Genomic DNA, 18,645 nt, shown 5'->3' with positions numbered 1-18,645 from the left:
CATGGAATACGTCAACCTCGGACGCAGCGGCCTCCAGGTGAGCCCGCTCTGCCTCGGCACCATGAACTTCGGCCCGCGCACCTCGGAGGAAGACTCCTTCGCGATCATGGACCGGGCCCACGAGCTGGGGCTGAACTTCTTCGACACCGCCAACGTGTACGGGTGGGCCAAGGGCGAGGGGATCACCGAGAACATCCTCGGCCGCTGGTTCGCCCAGGGCGGCGGGCGCCGGGAGCGGACGGTCATCGCGACCAAGGTCTACGGCGACATGGGCGACTGGCCCAACGAGGGCAGGCTGTCGGCCCTGCACATCCGCAGGGCCTGCGACGCCTCGCTGAAGCGCATGCAGACCGACCACATCGACATCTACCAGGCCCACCACGTCGACAGGAACACCCCGTTCGAGGAGTTCTGGGAGGCCATGGAGATCCTGCGGCAGCAGGGCAAGATCATCTATGTGGGCTCGTCGAACTTCGCGGGCTGGCACATCGCCAAGGCCCAGGAGACGGCGGCCCGGCGCAACTTCACCGGCCTGATCAGCGAGCAGTCGCACTACAACCTGCTCACGCGCGCGCCGGAGCTCGAGGTGCTGCCCGCGTGCGAGGACTACGGGCTCGGCGTGATCCCGTGGAGCCCGCTGGCCGGCGGGCTGCTCGGCGGCGTGCTGCGCAAGGCAGACAAGGGCCGCTCGGCCGCCGACAACATGGTCAAGGAGCTGGAGAAGCACCGCGACCAGATCGAGCAGTACGAGAAGTTCTGCGACGAGCTGGGCGAGGACCCGGCCAACGTGGCCCTGGCCTGGCTGCTCAAGCAGCGTGCGGTCGCGGCCCCGATCATCGGCCCGCGCACCCTGGAGCAGCTCGAGGGCAGCCTGCGCACCCTGGAGATCGACCTGGACGAGGCCGCGCTGTCGCGTCTCGACGAGATCTTCCCCGGTCACCGCACGGCCCCTGAAGACTACGCCTGGTGAATCGCGCCGGGGCGGCGGGTCTCGGAGGTCGCGCCGCCCCGCACCCCGGGCCGGGCAGGCGCGGGCGGGGTCAGCTCAGCACGGCTCCGACGATCACGATCAGCAGGAGCAGGCCCAGCACGATGGGCAACAGCCAGGGACGAGGACGATCCACGACCTGGAGCCTAGCTCTGCTCGTCGGGTGCCAGCGCCCATTCGGCGAGTGACTCGTACCTCACCTGGGCCCCGGTGTGGCTGCGGACGAGACGTACGCGCTCGGCCCGCCACGGCGAGCCGCTGAAGCCCGCCAACGACTCGACCAGCGGCCGCAGGTCCGTCTCCGCCTTGGCGCGGGCCAGCGTGAGGTGCGGGTGGAACCGCTTCTCGTCCGTCTGTACGGCCCCGGCCCGGCGCGCGCCCGCCTTCACCGAGTCGGCCAGCCTGATCATGGAGTCGCCGGTGACGCCGACCCAGAGAACGCGGGCCCGCCGCGCGGACGAGAACGCCCCGAAGCCGTCGAAGGCCAGGTCCAGCACGTGGTGGCGGCGTACGGCGCGGGCCAGTCGCACCTCCAGCTCGGGCAGCACCCCCTCGGGCACCTCACCGAAGAAGCCCAGCGTGATGTGCCAGGTCGCCCGGTCGGGCCAGCGCAGCCCAGGCACCTGCCCAACGTGGGGAGCGATGGCGTGCGACAGCTCGTCCAATATCGCGTCGGGCGGCACGAGCGCCGCGAAGAGCCTCATGCCACCCGATTCTGCCCGCGCCCACGCTTCCTCACGACAAGACCATCGCGACTCCTCACGACAAGACCCATCGCGACGACGGCGCGCGACTCATGCCACCGCGAGCGCGGGCTTTCTGACGCGCGAGCTGATCAACCGCGTCAGCACCACCGCCAGCCCGGTTCCGACCAGGACCAGGACGCCGGACAGCAGCACTCCGATGCGCGGCCCGCCCAGCTCGGACAGCCACCCGATCAGCGGCGCCCCCAGGGGTGTCCCGCCGGTGAACACCAGGATGTAGATCCCCATGACCCGCCCCCGCATCTCGGGGGACGTGGCGATCTGGACGCTGGCGTTCGCGGCCGTGTTGATGGTGATCAACGCGATCCCGGTCGGCACCAGCAGAACCAGGTAAACGGGATAGAACGGCGCCACCGCCGTGGCGATCTGGAACAGCCCGAACCCGATCGCGCCCAGGAACAGCACCTTCCGCGTCAGCCGCGCCCGCCGCGCCGCCAGCAGCGCGCCGCCGAGCGCCCCGATCGCGAACATGCTGGAGGCCAGCCCGAACGAGGACGCCCCCGCCTGGAACACCTGGCGGGCCATCAGCGCGATCGACATCGAGAACGACTGCGAGAACATCGACACGAACCCGATCAGCAGGACCGGCAGCAGCAGTTCCTCGCGTTGGAGCACGTATTTGAGCCCCTCGCGCAACTGGCCCTTGGCCCTGGGGACGGGCTCGGCGGGGTTCAGCTCGGACTTGCGCATGAAGACCAGGCTGGAGATCACGGCGCCGAAGGTCAGCGCGTTGATCAGGAAGATCGGCCCAGTGCCGCCGAGCACGTAGATCAGCAGACCGGCGAGCGCCGGGCCGACCACGCGGGCCAGGTTGAAGATGGAGCTGTTGAGCGCGATCGCGTTGGGCAGGTCCGCGCGGCCGACCATCTCGACCACGAACGCCTGCCGCGACGGTATCTCCACGCAGGAGATCAACCCGAGCAGGAACGCCATCACGTACACGTGCCAGACCTGGGCGGCGCCCGTCATCGTGAGGATGGCGATGGTGAGGGCCAGCGCGGCCATGAGCGACTGGGCGATGACGAGGATGGGGCGCTTGGGGTAGCGGTCGGCGAGCACGCCGCCGAACATCCCGAACAACAACATCGGCAGGAACTGCAGCGCGGTCGCGAATCCGAGCGCCGCGCCGCTGCCGTGGGTCAGATCGAGCACCAGCCAGTCGAGGGCGGTGCGCTGCAGCCAGGTGCCCACGTTGGAGACGACGCCCCCGGCTGCGAACATGCGGTAATTACGAACCTTGAGAGACCGGAACATCCCGGTCTTGGGTTCTTCAGGCTCTATATCCTGCTGAGCTTCTCCAGGATCGGCGCCGCCTGCCGCAGGATCGACCGCTCCTCCGGAGACAGCTCCTTCAGCCGCTGCGTCAGCCACGCCTCCTTGCGCCGCCGCTCCTCCTTCAGCAGCTTCGCCGCGGCCTCGGTCACCGAGACGGTCACCTGACGCCGGTCGGTCGGATGCGGGCTGCGGGCGACCAGGCCGCGTTCCTCTAGCGCGGCGATCACGCGCGTCATCGAGGGGGGCTGCACCTTCTCGAGATCGGCCAATTCGCCGGGGGTTATCCCGGAATGCCGTTCCACCGCGGCGAGCGTCGCGAACTGTGTGGGAGTCAGCGAGTGGGCTGCCGCCTGTCGTCGTAGGCGTCGGGTCAGCCGGGCGAGTGAAACGCGCAGGGCTGAAGCGAGACCCGCGTCGCTGCGCAGGTCCATCTTGGGCTGGGTGTTGGTTAGCATGAGTCATTACCTTTGCTAACTATAGTGGAAGACAAGATATTTCCCCATATAAGTCCGTCTCACTCCTTGATACTCCAGAGCCGCCCCACTTGCGCGGAGCGGCTCCGATGTTCCCTCAACCGCCCTCGGTCAGATCCCGAACAACGCTCTGATCGGACCGATCGCGAAGTACAGGGCGAACAGGACGGCCACGCCCCACAGCAGCGGGTGGACCTCTCTGGCCTTGCCGCGCACCACCTTGATCAGCACGTAGCTGATGAAGCCGGCGCCGATGCCGTTCGAGATCGAGTACGTGAACGGCATGATCACGATGGTGAGGAACGCCGGGATGGAGATCTCGAAGTCGTTCCATTCGATGTCGCGGATCGCGGTCATCATCATGAAGCCCACCAGCACCAGCGCGGGAGCCGCGGCCTCGTAGGGCACGATCGTGACCAGCGGCGCGAAGAAGATCGCCACCAGGAACAACAGCCCCGTGACCACGCTGGCGAGGCCGGTGCGGGCGCCCTCGCCGACGCCGGCCGCCGACTCGATGTAGGTGGTGTTCGAGGAGACCGAGCCCGCGCCGCCGGCCGCCGCGCCCAGCGAGTCGACGAGCAGGATCTCCCTCGTACGCGGCAGCGTGCCGTCCTTCTGCACCAGGTCGGCCTGGCGGCCGACGCCCACGATGGTGCCCATGGTGTCGAAGAAGTCCGTGATGAGCAGGGTGAACACGAACAACGCGGCCAGCAGCACGTCCACCCGGACGAACCCGCCGAACGGGTCGAACTCGGTGAACAGCGTGAGCGGGTTGTGGAAGCCGAAGATCTCCTCGGGCACGACGGGACGGTTGAGCTGCCACCCGCCCGGGTTGTCGGCCGAGAAGCTGCCCGCCTTGGCCAGCGACTCGACGACGATCGCCAGGATCGTGGTGCCGGCGATGCCGATGAGGATGGCGCCCTTGACCTTGCGCGCCACCATCGCGGCCGTGGCCAGCAGCCCGACGATGAAGACGAGGATCGGCCACGACGTGAGGGCGCCGCCGATGCCCAGCTCCAGGGGCGTGCCGGCGGCCTTGCGCACGAAACCGGCGTCCACGAAGCCGATCAAGGCGATGAACAGGCCGATGCCCACGCTGATCGCGGTCTTGAGCTGGGCCGGGATGGCGTGGAAGACCGCCGTCCTGAGCCCGGTCAGCACCAGGATCGCGATGATCACCCCTTCGAGGAAGACCAGGCCCATGGCCTCCTCCCAGGTCATCACCGAGGCGATGGTGAAGGTGACGAAGGCGTTCAGGCCCAGCCCGGCCGCCATCGCGAAGGGCACCTTGCCGACGACCCCCATGAGGATCGTCAGCACGCCGGCCACGAACGCCGTACCCGCCGCGACCAGCGCCACGTTGGGCACCGTGCCGTCACCGATGAACTGGCCCTCCACGTCCTTGCCGGTGGCGATGATCAGCGGGTTCAGCACCACGATGTACGCCATGGTGAAGAACGTGGCCAGCCCTCCCCGCACCTCACGGGAGACCGTCGAACCACGTGCGGAGATTGCGAAGAAACGATCTATTGCATTACGAGTGTCACTCACGACGCGAAGAGTGACAGTCGCGGTGAACTGCGGAAAAGAGCCAGTGATGAGATCGAGACCCGATTGGAAGCTAGGCTGAACACGTGGACAAGCAGTGGCATCCCGACCCTGAGCCGATCAAGACCAACGACACCGCCGCCATCGCCGCCGGCACCGCCCTGTGGGCGATCGCCCTGGTCGTGCTGCTGATCTTCCGCCCCGCCCCCGAGAACACGTGGTGGATCTGGACTTGCGTGACCGGGGTGGGCTTCGGCTTCTTCGGCATCTGGTTCGTCCGCCGTCCCCGGCGCGGCTGACGAGGGCCGATCCGCCCTCCGGCCCTCGACGCCGTCGACCGGGCGATGGCCTGCGGCCCGTCCCGATGGGCTGCAGGCCCGTCCCGGTGAGCTGACAGGCGTCCTTCACGGACACTGACATTCGTCATCTCCGGCCGTTCGCCGAAGTCACCTGGAAGTGGTGTTTTCCCCCACTACCTCGGCATATGCCGGTCAAACCATGCTTTTCCCATGAAGAAGCCCATCGTGACACTCCTTCTGGGCGCGACCGTCCTCACCGCCTGCGGCACCGCCGACCCCCCGGCCGCCACCCCCGGGAAAGCGGCGGGCGCGATCGCCTGGGGCAGGTGCACCGACCTCCTCGGCCCCGACGGCAAGCCGACCACCCCCGGCCCCGGCGTCGAGTGCGCCACGATCCCGATCCCCCTCGACCACGCCAGGCCGGACGGCGAGAAGATCGACCTCGCGCTCATCCGCGTCAAGGCCACCGGCGACCGGCTCGGCTCGCTCGTGTTCAACTTCGGCGGCCCAGGCGGCTCGGGCGTGGACACGATGCCCGCGCTCGCCACCACGTTCGCCGAGCTGGGCAGCCGCTACGACCTGGTCAGCTTCGACCCGCGCGGCGTCGAGCGCAGCTCGGGCGTCAGGTGCGGCGACCAGGTGGACAAGCTCATGGGCGCCGATTCCGACGCCGACGTGGACAAGCTGGCCAAGGAACTGGCCGCCGCCTGCCAGCGGGACTCCGGCAAGGTGCTGCCGTACGTCGGCACGGTGCAGGCCGCCAAGGACCTCGACCTGCTCAGGGCCGCGCTCGGCGACAAGCAGCTCAACTACTTCGGCCTCTCGTACGGCACCCACCTCGGCGCCGTCTACGCCACCCAGTTCCCCAAGAACGTCGGCCGCTTCGTCCTCGACAGTGCCTTCGACCCGACGGTGACCTTCGAGGAGCGGGCCCTGACCCAGGCGGCGGGCTTCGGCCGGGCCTTCGACGCGTTCGCCAAGGACTGCGTGGCGCAGAGCTGCGAGCTCGGGGCCGACCCGGCCGCCGTCGAGCGGACGGTCACTGACTTGCTCGACGGCCTCAGGACCAAGCCGATCAAGGTGGGCGACCGCGAGCTGACGTACGCGCTGGGGCAACTGGCCATCATCACCCCGCTGTACGCCAAGCAGAGCTGGACGATGCTGGAGCAGGCCGTCGCCGCCGCGCGCAAGGGCAACGCCACCATCCTGCTCGCCCTGGCCGACGCCTACACAGGCCGCCGGGCGGACGGGACGTACTCGACGCTGATGACGAGCCTGAGCGCGATCAACTGCGCGGACAACTCCGAACGGCCGACCGCCGCGCAGAGCGCCGAGGTCAACGAGAAGATCCGCGAGATCTTCCCGATCCTGTCGATCGCCGGAGGGGTCACCGGGACGTGCGCGCACTGGCCGGTGCAGGGGGACGACACGGCCAAGCGCATCGACGCCACCGGCTCGGCGCCCATCGTGGTCATCGGCGGCAAGGGCGACCCGGCCACGCCGTACGAGTGGGCCCCGAAACTCGCGAAGCAGCTCAAGACGGGCGTCCTGGTCACCTACGGGGGCGAGGGCCATGGCGCCTATCTGACCGGCGACGGGTGCGTGACGGGGCTGGTGAACGCGTACGTGCTGGAGGGCAAGGTGCCCGCCGACGGCAGCACCTGCGCCGCCTGACACCCGCAGGCGGGCCCGCACCCGGCGGCGACGACGCCGAGGTGCGGGCCTGGCGCGGGCGAGGCGCCAGGAGACCGCAGGCTCAGGACAGGTCGGCCTCGGCCAGCAGCAGCGGCACCGCACCCGGGTCGCGCAGCAGCGCGGCCACCGCCAACCGGTCGTTCCACTGCCCCGTCGCCCAGGCCAGCCCTCTGGCCAGCCCGTCGACCCCGGTGCAGTGCACGGTGCCGTCGAAGAACCGCCAGGCGCACTCCACGTCGTCGACCAGCAGCTTCTCGTGCTCCATGTACGTCTCGGGCGCGGCGGGCAGCAGGGACCGCACCTCGGCGGGCACCTCCCGCGTGACCCCTTCTGAGGTGACCTCGCCCGAGGTGAGCTCACCGGCGAGCGGCAGGTCGAGCAGCTCCGACAGCGCCTCCGCCAGGTCGTAGGAGGCCAGCACCAACGGCCGGTCGACCACGAGCTGCAGCAGGTCGGGCGCCTCCACCACGACGGCGTCGTCGGCCCCGGCGACCACGATCGCCCCGCCGAGCACCGCCCGCACCCGCGACGGCGGCGCCACCCGCGCGGGGTCGACCACGGCCAGCGCGATCCACAGGGCACGCAACTGGGCCCGGTCGACCTCGATCGACTCGTCGGCCATCAGGTCGAGCAGCTCTTCCGGGCCGCCGTGGGAGGCCAGCAGCTCCGCCAGCGTCGTACGGACGCCGAGCATCGACAGCGCGGCCTCGTCGAGCCCGGCGGGCGCGTCGGCGTAGAGGCCCTGCAGCAGCGGATCGGCCCCGGGCAGCCGCAGCTCCCGCGGCCTGCGACCGCCCAGCACCGGATGGCCCGCCAGCCACCACGCCGTGTAGGACGGCACCTCCACGCCCTCGACGCGCAGCGGGTGCAGGGCGGCCCGCAGCGGCGGCGTGGTCAGCAGCTTGAGCGCCGCCGGCCAGTCGGCCACCAGCTCCAGGTCGCGCACCGCCACGAACTCGGGCACCAGCGGCGGCACGTCGAGCTCGGGCAGCAGGTCGAGCACGTGGTCGAGCCACTCGGCCTCGCCGTCGAGGTCGTGGTCGCAGTCGTCGGGGTCGAGCAGCACGTCGGACTCGTGCACCACCGCGAACCCGTCGAGCACCCCAGCCGCCGCCAGCACCCGCGAGCCGTAGGTCTCCTCCAGCTCGGCCGCCGCCACTCCCAGATGCGTGTCGGCCTCCAACAGCCCGGCCAGTGCCCCCTCGGCCAGCATCAGCTCACCCGCCGGGTACAGCTCGCCGTCGGCGCCGCGCAGGGCCAGCTCGGCCAGCCACGGGGCCTCGCCTGGCACCAGCCCCGACGCCGCCACCAACGACAGCACGGCCCGCGCCACCGGCTCCGGGTCGGGGCTGTCGAGCGACTGGCCGACGGCGGCCTTGGTCAGCGGGTCGTCGAGCACCGTGCGCGGCGTGGCCTCGGCGGCGCCCAGCCGCAGCAGCGTCGGATGGGCCGCCTCGGGATGCACGATGCGCAGCCCCAGCGGGGTCAGATCCAGCTCGGCGCCCCCGTCGGACAGGATGAGCGTGCCCCGCGGCCCGCGTACGAGCCGGCCGTCGGTCAGCGGCACCGGCAACGCGCCCAGCGACTCGGGGTCGTCGACCGGCAGCACCTCGTACAGCGAGCGCCACCACGACGGCTCACGCGCCTCCACGGCCTCGCCGGACAGCAGGTCGACCACGTCGGACAGCTCCACCCTGCGCACCCCGAGCGCGGCCATGGCGGGGTGCCGGGCGGGCCAGCCGGTCGGCAGCAGCCCGGGCACGAAGCCCGCCACGGCGGCGAGCAGCTCGGCCGAGGCCGACGGCACGACAGCGGCCTCACGGCCGGCCAGCACCCAGCCGTCGCCCTCGGGCTCGGGCGTGGGGTGCTCGACGTGCCACTCCGCGTCGGGCTCGTAGACCCGCGCATCGGCGAACGACGGGGTCTGCACGGCGGGCGCAGGCGCGGACAGCGCGGGCAGCAGCGGGGTCGCGGGCAGGCGGTCGAGCACGGCCCGGCGGATGCGGGCGTCGAGCTCGCCCTTGCCCATCAGGGACGGCACGAGGTCGAGCAGCCTGGGGGTGCGCGGCAGCTCCCGCAGCAGGCGGACGTAGGCGTCGGCGACGCGTTCGACCAGGAAGTCGGTCAGCGGCCCCTTGGCCACGTGACGCCGGTCGGTGGCCAGCGGGAACGACGCGATCAGCAGCGCGGGCAGGTCGATGGGCTCGTCGCTGGGCGTCGGGGCGTGCACGACCGGCGGCACGGCGGCCGGCAGCGGGTCGGGATCGCCGGTGGCGGTGACGGGCACCGCCCAGCGCAGCGCCCAGTAGGGGCGGGCGCGCTCTTCGGTGGGCCGGTCGGCGAAGAGCCTGCCCACCTCCTCTGGGGTGAACTCGCCGGACTCGGACACCACGTGCCAGCCGTCGGCGACGACCGTGCGCGGGGACCCGTCGATCTCGATCTCGATGCGCTGCAGCGCGGGCAGGCCGAGCAGCAGCGCCGGGCTGGCCTCGGCCAGCATGCCCCGCACCGCCTCGACGGCGGCCCGATCGCGCAGCGGGAGCCGGACGAGGGTGTCGAAGCCCTCGGGGACGTCGAGGAGCGGCGGCTCGTCGAAGGGCAGCCTGAGCAGCGGGACGTGCCCGCCCCGGCCGGCCAGCTCGCCCGCCAGCGCGGGGATCTCGGCGACCATGGCGGCGGTCTCCGTACGGGACCAGCGGACCGCGCCGGCCCCGCGCGAGCCGATGGAGGGCGCGTCGCAGACGGACACCACCGCCGCGAACCCGACGCCGAACCTGCCCGCCGCCCCGGCCTCGTCACGCTTGCCCGAGGCCCGCAGGGTGGACAGGCTCTCCACGCCGATCGCGTCGAGCGGCGCGCCGACGTTGGCGGCCGTCAGCACGTCGCCGCTCAGTGTCAGCCGCAGCACCCCGGGCACACCGGCCCGCAGCGCCGCGTCGGCCGCGTTCTGGGCCAACTCGACGATCAGCCGGTCGCGGTAGCCGCCGAGCGCGAAGTCCTCCTCCGCGTTGGCGTCTTCGCGGAACCGGGCGGGCGAGGCCGTCCATGCGGAAAGGACGGCCGCGCGCATCCGGTCAGTGCCGTAGGTGTCGCTCATCGATCACGATCCTGGTCGAGGGTAGGGGGCCACCGTAGGTTAGCGGCCCGCACCGACAGGAGAGCCGTAGTCGGCTCAGCCGGCGCCGACGCTCAGGAGTGGCCGAGCTCCTCGGAGGCCGATTCGTCGACCGAGCCCGCCTCCTCCTCCATCTCCTCCATGAGGTCGTAGCCCAGGTCGTCGAGGATCGGGATGGCCTGCTCGACCGGCGGCGGCAGCACGGCGGCCTCGGAGTGGGCGCCGCAGCCGTGGTCGGCCGCCACGACCTTGCCGTCGTCGGGGGCGTATTCGTTAGTGCAGACCCCGAACAACTGCCGGAAGCCACCCGTGAGCAGCCAGTAGAACCCGCAGGTGGAACACTGCGCGGGAGCGGCGTGTGCGATCGGCGTGTGCGGCCCGTGCTCGCCCGAGTGCCAGCGTCTGGCCGCCCGGTCCTTGCCAATGGCCGAGAGCACACGTGCCCGGCCCAGGCCGTACTCGAAAAGCGCCTGATGCTCGGCATCGTCGTCGGTCTCGGTGAAACCCGGCGCGAGCCTGTCGTCGTCTTCCGCGGCCGGAAGCAGGTCGCCCACACCGAGATCGCCGGGACGCAGACGCTCGCTCCACGGCAGCCACTCGGGCGCGAGCAGCGCGCCGGAGCCCGGCAGCAGGACCGCCTCGCTGACGGTCACCTTTTTCGCCCGCGAGGCGCGGGTGACGGTGACCGCCCAGCGCCAGCCGCGATAGGCCGGGTCGAGACAGGCGAAGTGGTGGGTGACGATCCGGTCGCCCTCGCTCTCGTAGCCGAGGTGCTCACCGGGCTCGCCCGGCCGCGCCAGCTCCTCGGCCGCGGCCCTGGCCAGATCGACCGCGGCGACACAGGCCTGGTCGGGAGCGGAGACACGGGCCCTGGTGCGGCTCATCGCGCCGCCCCTGGAGCCGCCTTCGCCGAAAGGTGCTGTTCGCTCACACTTCATTCTCACCCATGACGAGACCTGTGGGGCCCACAACGGCGGATCCCCCACTGAGATCGCCTACTAATCGGGTAAGACTGGTAGTCGTGGAGGGAGGCTGGGACCGAGCACGGGAAATCTCGCGGCGGGTGGCGCGGGGCGCCGCCGACGCGGGGCGCGCGAGCGTGCGCGCGTCCAGGGCCACCGCGAGCGGCACCGTACGGGCGGGCAAAGCCACCGCCAAGGGCGCGCGAAAAGTCGGTACGGCCACGCGGCGGCTCACCTACGCCAACGGGGCCGGGCGCACCGGGCTCGGCCGGCTGATCGAGCTGTCGGCCGGCAACAGCGCGAGCGACGCGCTCGTCACGGTCGCGCTGGCCAGCACGGTGTTCTTCGGCGTGCCCGTCGGCGAGGCGCGCGGCTCGGTGGCACTTTACCTGGTCATCACGATGGTGCCGTTCGCGCTGCTGGCGCCGTTCGTGGGGCCCATACTCGACCGGTTCAGGTCGGGGCGGCGCTACGTGATGGCGGGCACGCTGTTCGGGCGGGGGCTGCTGTGCTTCGCGATGGCCGCGGCCGTGGGGCCCGGTGACCTGCCGACGTTGTTCATCGGGGCGCTGGGCGTGCTGGTGTTGTCGAAGGCGTACAACGTGTCGCGGGCGGCGATCATGCCGAGCGTGCTGCCGGCCGACATCACGCTGGTGTCGGCCAACGCGCGGGTGGCGCTGTTCACGCTGGTTTCGGCCGGCGTGGCGGTGCCGGTCGGCGCGGGCCTGACCGCGTGGCTGGGCAGCGCGACGGTGCTGCGCGTGGCGATGGTCGCCTTCCTGCTGCTCGGCGTCGTCGCCGTACGCCTGCCGCGCCACGTCGACTCCCCCGAGTTGGAGGAGGAGGGCGCCGCCCCGCGCTGGCGCACCCTGCTCAAGGTGGGGCCCGCGGTCGCCGAGGCCGTGTGGGCGAACGTGGCCATCCGCGTCTTCTCCGGCTTCCTGCTGTTCTTCCTGCTGTTCCTGGTCCAGGACGCGGCGGTGCCGTGGCTGGCGGGCGGGGTGGCGGGTGACTCGTTCTTCGACGTTCCCCGGACGATCGCCCTGCTGGCGGGCGCGGCCGGGCTGGGCGGCCTGGCGGGCGCCGCGGTCGCGAACTGGACGCGCAACAACGCGCCGCAGCTCATCGTGCTGGTCACGCTGGCCGTCACCGTGGCCACCGCCATCGTGACCGCGATCTTCTTCGGCATCTGGGCGGCGCTGGCCATCTCCCTGGTGACCGCGTTCGCCCAGGAGCTGGGCAAGCTGGCCCTCGACGCGATCGTGCAGCGGGAGATCGGCGAGGAGGTGCGCTCGTCCACGTTCGGCGTCGTGGAGGCGATGCTCCAGCTCGCCTGGGTGTTCGGCGGCCTGGTGGGGCTGGTGCTGTCGCTCACCCAGAGCAGCACGGCGGGGCTGGTCACGCTGGCCGCCGTGCTCACCGTGGCGCTCGGCTGGCTGCTGGTCGCCCGCGGCAGGCGGGTGCGCGCCGCCAGGCGCAAGCTCCACCGTCAGCGCGCGGAGGCGGCCGCCGAGGCTCCCGCCGACCGCCCCTGGCCCGGTGCGGGCGACCCACCGCTTCCCGACACCCTCGACACCACCAAACCGCTCACCAACCCCAACGCCTGACGCCTTCCCTGCGCGCGGCGGGCCACCGGCCGTGGAGGCCGGGAGACCCCCGCGGGGAGCGGGGGCCGGATGTCGCGGTCAGGGGGTGCGAGGGCCGCGTCGCGGTCAGGGGTGGGGGTGGGGCTGGGGGATCAGGGGTCGCTGGGGAGTCAGGGGTTCGTGGTCAGGGGGCGGGGTCAGGCGTCGAGGTCGTCGGCGACCGCGCGCAGGACCTGGGCGACCTTCTTGGTGTGGGCCGCGTCGGGGTGCTTGCCCCGCTGGTACGAGGTCGACAGGTCGTCGAGCAGCTTGATCAGGTCCTCGACGATGACCACCATCTCGTCCGGCTTCTTCCGCTTGCCCTTCGGCTTGGGCTTGGCCAGCGTGGGCGGCTGCTCCAGGATCCGTACGGACAGCGCCTGCTGGCCCCGGCGGCCCTCGGCCACTCCGAACTCGACCTTCTGGCCGGGCTTGAGTGGGCCCGCACCGGAGGGCAGCGCGGATGAATGCACGAAGACCTCACCGCCGTCGTCACGGGTGAGGAAGCCGAATCCCTTGTCGGCGTCGTACCACTTGACCTTGCCACTCGGCACAGGAGGACCTCGTTCAAACAGTCGAAAAGAAGGATAGATGGAAGTAGGTTATGCCCCGGGAAGCGCCAGGGCGACCGGGTAAATGCCGGACAATTACCGAAGTTCATCGTGCCCGCGCCAGCCCGCGAACCAGGCGGCGAATTCGGTCAGGTCGCCCAAGGTCACATCCGCTCCGTGATCACGCAGCTCTCCCACTGTGTAAGGGCCGGTCGCGACCGTCACGCTCACGGCGCCGCCTGCGCGGGCCGCCTCGATGTCCGCGACATGGTCACCAACATAAGCCGCCGCGCCGAAGCGCGCGAGTGCCGATCCCTTGGCCGCTCCGAAAACCGAGCCGACCACTTCGTCCACCGCCAGCCCGAGCACTTCGACGGTGCCGACGGCGTCGCGGGCGTTCTTGCCGGTCACCACGATCACCCGCCCGCCGGCCCCGCGTACGGCGCCGATGGCCTCGTACGCGCCCGCCATGGCCGTGTGCACCGGAACCCCTATTTTCGGGTATATCTCCCGATAGAGATCGGCCGCCGCCGGAACCTCCTCCGGCGGCAACCAGTTGGCCAGCTCGGTCTCCAGCGGCGGCCCCAGTCGCTCCACGATCGCCGCGCTGTCAAATGGCACGCCCAATCGCACGGCCAGCTCGTCGTAAACGGCCGCGATGCCCGTCCGCGTGTCGGCCAATGTCATGTCAAGGTCGAATCCCACCGCAGTCATCACATGTGCAGGATGCCAAACAACCCCCTACCCCGCGTAACGGCCCTTGTTCCGCGAGCATGGGAATGGGAAGAAAGGAATTACTTATCGGAGAGGATCGGCCGTGACAGACACCCCCCAACCGCCTCAGGCCGGAGACCGCCTCGTCGCCTCCTCCGCCCCGCCGCGCCCGCACCGGCCGGCGCGTCCCGGCGGCCCCGTCGTGACGCCGTGGCGGCGGCTCGTCGGGGCCGTGGCCTACGTGGTGAGCCTGGTCTCCAGGGTGACCGCGCTGGCGCTGCTGCTGTACGCGGCCTTCACCGTGTTCAGGGCCAACCCGGCCAACGTCTGGTACCAGTTCGCCGAGACACTCGCCACGTGGTCGTCCCTCGGGCTGGCCAACCTCTTCCAGCTCGGTGACCCGCGCTGGACCACCCTGGTCAACTACGGCCTGGCCGCCCTCGTCTGGCTGATCGCCGGCTCGGCGCTGGCGGGCCTGATCCGGCGCGCCGCCCCGTGACGCCGCCCGCGCAGCGTGCCGCAGGAAACGTGGTCCGCCGGAGCGATTACTCTCCTTACGGAGGTATCAGCGCAGACATGACCAGACCGACCCGTGAGCGGATCGTCGATGAGGCCCTCAGGCTGTTCGCCGAGAGGGGCTACTCCGCCACATCCGTGGCCGAGATCGAGGCCGCCTCAGGGCTGTCCCCCGGCGCCGGCGGGCTCTACCGGCACTTCAAGTCCAAGTACGAGGTGCTCGCCGCGGCCGTCAACGAGCACGCGAGCCGTACTCGGAGCCAGGTGGCCGGGAGCCTGGCCGAGCTGAGCACCATGGAGTCCTCGGTCGACCTGGAGGAGCGCCTGTCCCACGTGTGCCGCGCCGGGCTGGCGAAGGTACGCGAGGAGTCGGAGCTGACCCGGGTGTTCTTCCGCGACCTGAGCCAGTTCCCCGAGCTGGTCGCGGTCGTGCGCGAGGGGCTGCTGCAGCCGATGTTCGACGCCATCGTCACCTGGTTCCAGGCCCAGCCCGAATACCGCGACGCCGAGGTCGACTGGACGGGCATCTCGGCCGTGCTCGGCGGCTCGGTGGTGCACTACCGGCTGTTCCAGGAGACCGTGGGCGAGTTGCCGGGGCACCCGGAGAAGGACCAGTTCGTCGCCGCCTGGGTACGCCTGGCCGTCGGCCTGCTCCCCACCCCCGCGCCGGTCAGGTGACGTCGAGCAGCCGGTAGGCCAGCCACACGACCCCGAGGCCCGTACCGATCATGAACATCGTGCCGCTCACGTCGAAGAACTGCGTGACGAACGCCTGCGCCCCGGCCTCGGTCCCGACCCGCAGGCCGCCGACGAGCACGCCGCCCACCGAATAGCCCAGCAGCGGCGCCCCGACCCCGACGAGCTTGTCGCGCACCTTCCAGACCTCGCTGAGCAGCACCGTCGCCGCGCCCAGCGCCCACACCACCACGGGCACCGGGAAGATCGCCAGCGGCGCCAGGCCGAACGGCACCAGCAGCGCCGCGACGACCAGGATCGCCATCGCGGCCGCGTCGCGCGGATGCTCCTTGAGTATGGTCCTGGCGTCGCGACCCCCGGTGGCCATGGGGTTGGCGCTGGACATGGCCGCCCTGCGCAGCCCCGCGAACGGCATCTCCCGCCCGCCCCGCGCCCGCCCGCCGAGCCGCTCCCGCGCGACCTCGCGGTACGCCCGCACGCCGGGCGGCGCGTCCTGATCGTCCACGGCGGAATCGTTCACGGCGGAGTCGTCCACGACGGACGGGAAGCGCCGGGTCGAGCCCGCCCCGCCCGGAGGGTTCGCGGCGGCAGGGAACGTGTCGCGCCGCGTGGCGACGCCCTCCCCGGCGAGCCTGCGGGCCTCCTGCTCGACCAGGGCGGCCGGATCGCCGAACCGCGCCAGCACCTTCGCCACCTCGCGCGCGTTCTGGCTGCCGCCCCGCTCGTCCTCGATCCTGGCCCGCAGCCGCCTGGCGAAGTCGAGTCGCTGGTCGGCCCTGAGCACGCCGTGGGCGGCGTCGGCCGCCTGCGAGACGAAGTTCAGCACCAACTGGTCCGCGCGCTCTATCACGTCCAGCAATGCTGCCCCAATCAGGTGGGACATACCATGGCAACGATGGAGTTCACGGAGTGGATCAGGGGGCGCACCGACGAACAGCTACGGGCGCTCGTCTCCGCGCGTCCCGAGCTGATCACCCCGGTGCCCGCGCATCTGGAGGGTCTCGCGGCGCGCGCGGCCAGCCCTTCGGCGATCGGAAGGGCGCTCGACCGGCTCGACCGCTTCACGCTGGCCGTCGTCGAGACGCTGGCGGTGTGCGACGAGCCGCTGTCGAGCGACGCACTCAGCGATCTCATCGGCGCGGCGACCCTCCCGGCGACCGGCCCCACGACCGTCACCTCGACGGATCCCCCGACGGATCCTCCGACGGGGCCCATGACCGGCCCGGCCGGCGACCCCGGGCCCGCGCTCTCCGCCGCGCTCGACAGGCTGCGCGATCTGGCGCTGGTCTACGGCCCCGACGACGCCCTCGATCTGGGCCCCGGCGTACGCAAGGTGCTCGACGACCCCGCAGGGCTGGGCCCGAGGGCCGTGGACGCGTTCCGGCACCACGCGCCCGAGCAACTCGACGAGATGGCTGACGACGTCGCCCCCGGCACGCCGGGCACCGGCAGGGAACGCCTGGCGGCCATGCTGGCCGCGCCCGCCGCGCTGGTCGAGTCCGTCTCCCCGGAGGCCAGGGCCGCGCTCGACCAGCTCGTCTGGGGCCCGCCCACCGGCCGGGTGCCCAACGCCAGGCGCGAGGTACGCGTCGATTCCGCCCGCTCCCCCATCGAGGAACTGCTGGCGCGGGGCCTGCTGGCGGCCACCGGCGAAGAGAGCGTGACACTGCCCCGCGAGGTCGCGCTCCACCTGCGCGGCGGCCGGGTGCACCGCGGCCTGCTGGCGGTGCCGCCGCCGCTCCAGGGGGCGACGCGCGATCGCGGGCTGGCCGACCGTACGGCGGCCGGGCAGGCGTTCATGTTCGTCAGGTCGGTCGAGGAGCTGTGCGAGCGGTGGAGCGTCGAGCCGCCGGGTGTGCTGCGTACCGGCGGGCTGGGCGTACGCGACCTGAAGCGCGCGGCGGGCGAGCTGGACCTGCCCGAGTGGGTGGCGGCGCTGGTGATCGAGGTCGCGCACGCGGCCGGGCTGATCGCGGCCGGTGGCGGCGTGGACGGCGAGTGGCTGCCGACCTCCGGCTACGACCTGTGGCGGGTCAGGTCCACCGCCGACCGGTGGGTGGTGCTGGCGGCCACGTGGTTGCAGACGGACCGGCTGCCTGGGCTGGTGGGCGAGCGCGACGAGCGCGACAGGCCGCTCAACGCCCTGCACACCGATCTGCGCCGCTCGTCCGCGCCCGGGGTCAGGTCGGCCACGCTGGGCGTGCTGGCGGCGGCCCCCGGCCTGGCGCCCGACCGCGACGCGGTGCTCGAACGGCTGGCCTGGGAACAGCCGCGCCGCCGGGGGCCGCTGCGGGAGCAGCTCACCGAGTTCGCGTTGCGGGAGGCCGAGCAGGTCGGCGTGACGGGGCTGGGCGCGCTGTCCGCGCACGGACGGGCGCTGATCGAGGGCGGCGAGGCGGCCAAGGTGCTGGCCCCGCTGCTGCCTGAGCCCGTCGACCACGTGCTGCTCCAGGCCGACCTCACCGCCGTCGCGCCGGGGCCGCTCACGAGCGAGCTGAACCGCTGGATGACGCTCACCGCCGACGTCGAGTCGAAGGGCGGCGCCACGGTCTACCGGTTCAGCGAGGGCTCGATCCGGCGCGCGCTCGACGCCGGGCACGGGGGCGAGGAGCTGGTGGCGATGCTGGGCCGCCATTCGGCCACGCCGGTGCCGCAGACGCTGTCGTACCTGGTGACCGATGTGGCCCGGCGGCACGGGCGGATCCGGGTGGGCACGGCGGGGGCGTACGTCCGGTGCGACGACCCGGCGCTGCTCGACCAGATCACCGCCGACCGCCGTTCTGCCGCGCTGCGGTTGCGGCGGCTCGCGCCGACCGTCATCGCCTCGCGCTCGTCCAGGGCGGCGCTGGTCGACTCGCTGCGGGCCATGGGGTACGCGCCGGTCGCAGAGTCGCTCGACGGCGACGTGATCATCTCCCAGCTCGAAAACCGGCGTACCGAGGGCACCGCCCCGGCCCGTGCCGTGGCCTCGCCCAACGGCGTCGACCCCGAGGTGGCGGCGGCGGCCGTACGCGCGCTGCGGGCCGGTGACGCGGCGCACCTGACGCGGCGCGAGCCCGTGGAGGCTCCCGGTGGCCACGTGCCGCGCGGGCCCGCCACGGCCACGATCTCGGCCCTGCAAGAGGCGATCAAGCAGGGCGTGCGGGTGTGGATCGGCTACCTCGACTCGCAGGGCAACGCGACCTCGCGCATCCTGGAGCCGGCCAGGATGGAGGGTGGCTACCTGACGGCGTACGACGAGACCAGAGCGGCCGTCCACCGCTTCGCCCTGCACCGCATCACGGGCGTGGCCGGTCTCTAGCGCGCTGGACGGCACCGGGTGCTCAAGGCTTCGGGCGGCGTCCCTGCGGGTCGCCGGGCAGCAGCGCCAGCGACTGCTCCGCCACCGCCGCCGCGCGCCCGCCCGCGGAAACCAGCCGCCGCA

At 71.9% G+C, this 18,645-nt stretch carries 16 protein-coding genes; 7 read left to right on the top strand and 9 right to left on the bottom strand.

Annotation, left to right across the window (positions count from 1 at the left end; all coding sequences use genetic code 11):
- Nucleotide 1: 1 nt before the first annotated feature.
- A complete protein-coding gene (locus ABD844_RS16220) occupies nt 2-970 on the top strand; it encodes an aldo/keto reductase (protein WP_344877687.1) in 969 nt (322 codons plus the stop codon).
- 164 nt (nt 971-1,134) lie between these two features.
- On the opposite strand, the gene thpR is transcribed toward ABD844_RS16220, so the two are convergent.
- The 4 genes from thpR to ABD844_RS16200 all read right to left on the bottom strand — a co-directional run bounded on the left by thpR (nt 1,135) and on the right by ABD844_RS16200 (nt 5,051).
- Nucleotides 1,135-1,692 carry an RNA 2',3'-cyclic phosphodiesterase gene (gene thpR, locus ABD844_RS16215; protein WP_344877685.1) on the bottom strand — a complete coding sequence of 186 codons (558 nt, stop codon included), beginning with the start codon at nt 1,690-1,692 and terminating at the stop codon, nt 1,135-1,137.
- A 90-nt stretch (nt 1,693-1,782) separates the two neighbouring features.
- Nucleotides 1,783-3,006 (bottom strand): MFS transporter, encoded by a 1,224-nt coding sequence (locus tag ABD844_RS16210; protein WP_344877683.1) that lies wholly within the window; start codon nt 3,004-3,006, stop codon nt 1,783-1,785.
- A gap of 23 nt (nt 3,007-3,029) precedes the next feature.
- A complete protein-coding gene (locus ABD844_RS16205; RefSeq protein WP_344877681.1) occupies nt 3,030-3,482 on the bottom strand; it encodes a MarR family winged helix-turn-helix transcriptional regulator in 453 nt (150 codons plus the stop codon).
- 129 nt (nt 3,483-3,611) lie between these two features.
- Entirely contained in the window at nt 3,612-5,051 is a 1,440-nt protein-coding gene (locus tag ABD844_RS16200; RefSeq protein WP_344877679.1) for an NCS2 family permease, read from the bottom strand.
- Nucleotides 5,052-5,134: 83 nt separating this feature from the next.
- Here ABD844_RS16200 and ABD844_RS16195 point away from each other — a divergent pair, with 83 nt between their 5' ends.
- Together ABD844_RS16195 and ABD844_RS16190 are read left to right on the top strand one after the other, a co-directional pair.
- Nucleotides 5,135-5,347: a DUF2530 domain-containing protein gene (locus ABD844_RS16195; protein WP_344877677.1), complete on the top strand. Its 213-nt coding sequence runs from the start codon at nt 5,135-5,137 to the stop codon at nt 5,345-5,347.
- A 210-nt stretch (nt 5,348-5,557) separates the two neighbouring features.
- Nucleotides 5,558-7,021: an alpha/beta fold hydrolase gene (locus ABD844_RS16190; RefSeq protein ID WP_344877675.1), complete on the top strand. Its 1,464-nt coding sequence runs from the start codon at nt 5,558-5,560 to the stop codon at nt 7,019-7,021.
- A gap of 82 nt (nt 7,022-7,103) precedes the next feature.
- On the opposite strand, the gene ABD844_RS16185 is transcribed toward ABD844_RS16190, so the two are convergent.
- Together ABD844_RS16185 and ABD844_RS16180 are read right to left on the bottom strand one after the other, a co-directional pair.
- The gene (locus tag ABD844_RS16185) at nt 7,104-10,139 is read right to left on the bottom strand and encodes a sacsin N-terminal ATP-binding-like domain-containing protein (RefSeq protein ID WP_344877673.1); all 3,036 of its coding nucleotides are present in this window, start codon (nt 10,137-10,139) and stop codon (nt 7,104-7,106) included.
- A 92-nt stretch (nt 10,140-10,231) separates the two neighbouring features.
- Nucleotides 10,232-11,041 (bottom strand): DUF3027 domain-containing protein, encoded by an 810-nt coding sequence (locus ABD844_RS16180; protein WP_344877671.1) that lies wholly within the window; start codon nt 11,039-11,041, stop codon nt 10,232-10,234.
- A gap of 137 nt (nt 11,042-11,178) precedes the next feature.
- Between ABD844_RS16180 and ABD844_RS16175 the strand changes: the two genes are divergently transcribed.
- The gene (locus tag ABD844_RS16175) at nt 11,179-12,726 is read left to right on the top strand and encodes an MFS transporter (RefSeq protein ID WP_344877669.1); all 1,548 of its coding nucleotides are present in this window, start codon (nt 11,179-11,181) and stop codon (nt 12,724-12,726) included.
- 176 nt (nt 12,727-12,902) lie between these two features.
- On the opposite strand, the gene ABD844_RS16170 is transcribed toward ABD844_RS16175, so the two are convergent.
- Entirely contained in the window at nt 12,903-13,298 is a 396-nt protein-coding gene (locus ABD844_RS16170; RefSeq protein WP_344877667.1) for a cold-shock protein, read from the bottom strand.
- A gap of 93 nt (nt 13,299-13,391) precedes the next feature.
- The gene (locus ABD844_RS16165; protein WP_344877665.1) at nt 13,392-14,009 is read right to left on the bottom strand and encodes an HAD family hydrolase; all 618 of its coding nucleotides are present in this window, start codon (nt 14,007-14,009) and stop codon (nt 13,392-13,394) included.
- Nucleotides 14,010-14,112: 103 nt separating this feature from the next.
- On the opposite strand from ABD844_RS16165, the gene ABD844_RS16160 reads away from it, so the two are divergent.
- Both ABD844_RS16160 and ABD844_RS16155 read left to right on the top strand, forming a co-directional pair.
- Entirely contained in the window at nt 14,113-14,508 is a 396-nt protein-coding gene (locus ABD844_RS16160; RefSeq protein ID WP_344877663.1) for a hypothetical protein, read from the top strand.
- Between the two features lie 77 nt (nt 14,509-14,585).
- Entirely contained in the window at nt 14,586-15,203 is a 618-nt protein-coding gene (locus tag ABD844_RS16155) for a TetR/AcrR family transcriptional regulator (RefSeq protein WP_344877661.1), read from the top strand.
- Here the strand turns inward: ABD844_RS16155 and ABD844_RS16150 are convergent.
- On the bottom strand, nt 15,196-16,071 hold the full coding sequence (locus ABD844_RS16150) for a hypothetical protein (RefSeq protein ID WP_344877659.1): 876 nt from the start codon (nt 16,069-16,071) through the stop codon (nt 15,196-15,198). The genes ABD844_RS16155 and ABD844_RS16150 overlap by 8 nt on opposite strands.
- Nucleotides 16,072-16,116: 45 nt before the next feature.
- Here ABD844_RS16150 and ABD844_RS16145 point away from each other — a divergent pair, with 45 nt between their 5' ends.
- A complete protein-coding gene (locus ABD844_RS16145) occupies nt 16,117-18,522 on the top strand; it encodes a helicase-associated domain-containing protein (RefSeq protein WP_344877657.1) in 2,406 nt (801 codons plus the stop codon).
- Nucleotides 18,523-18,645: the final 123 nt, after the last annotated feature.

Origin of the sequence: Nonomuraea antimicrobica, from assembly GCF_039536965.1 — a bacterium.
GTDB classification, from domain to species: Bacteria; Actinomycetota; Actinomycetes; order Streptosporangiales; family Streptosporangiaceae; genus Nonomuraea; species Nonomuraea antimicrobica.
Note: the sequence above shows the minus strand (reverse complement) of the source record. Positions and strands in the feature narration are given on the sequence as shown.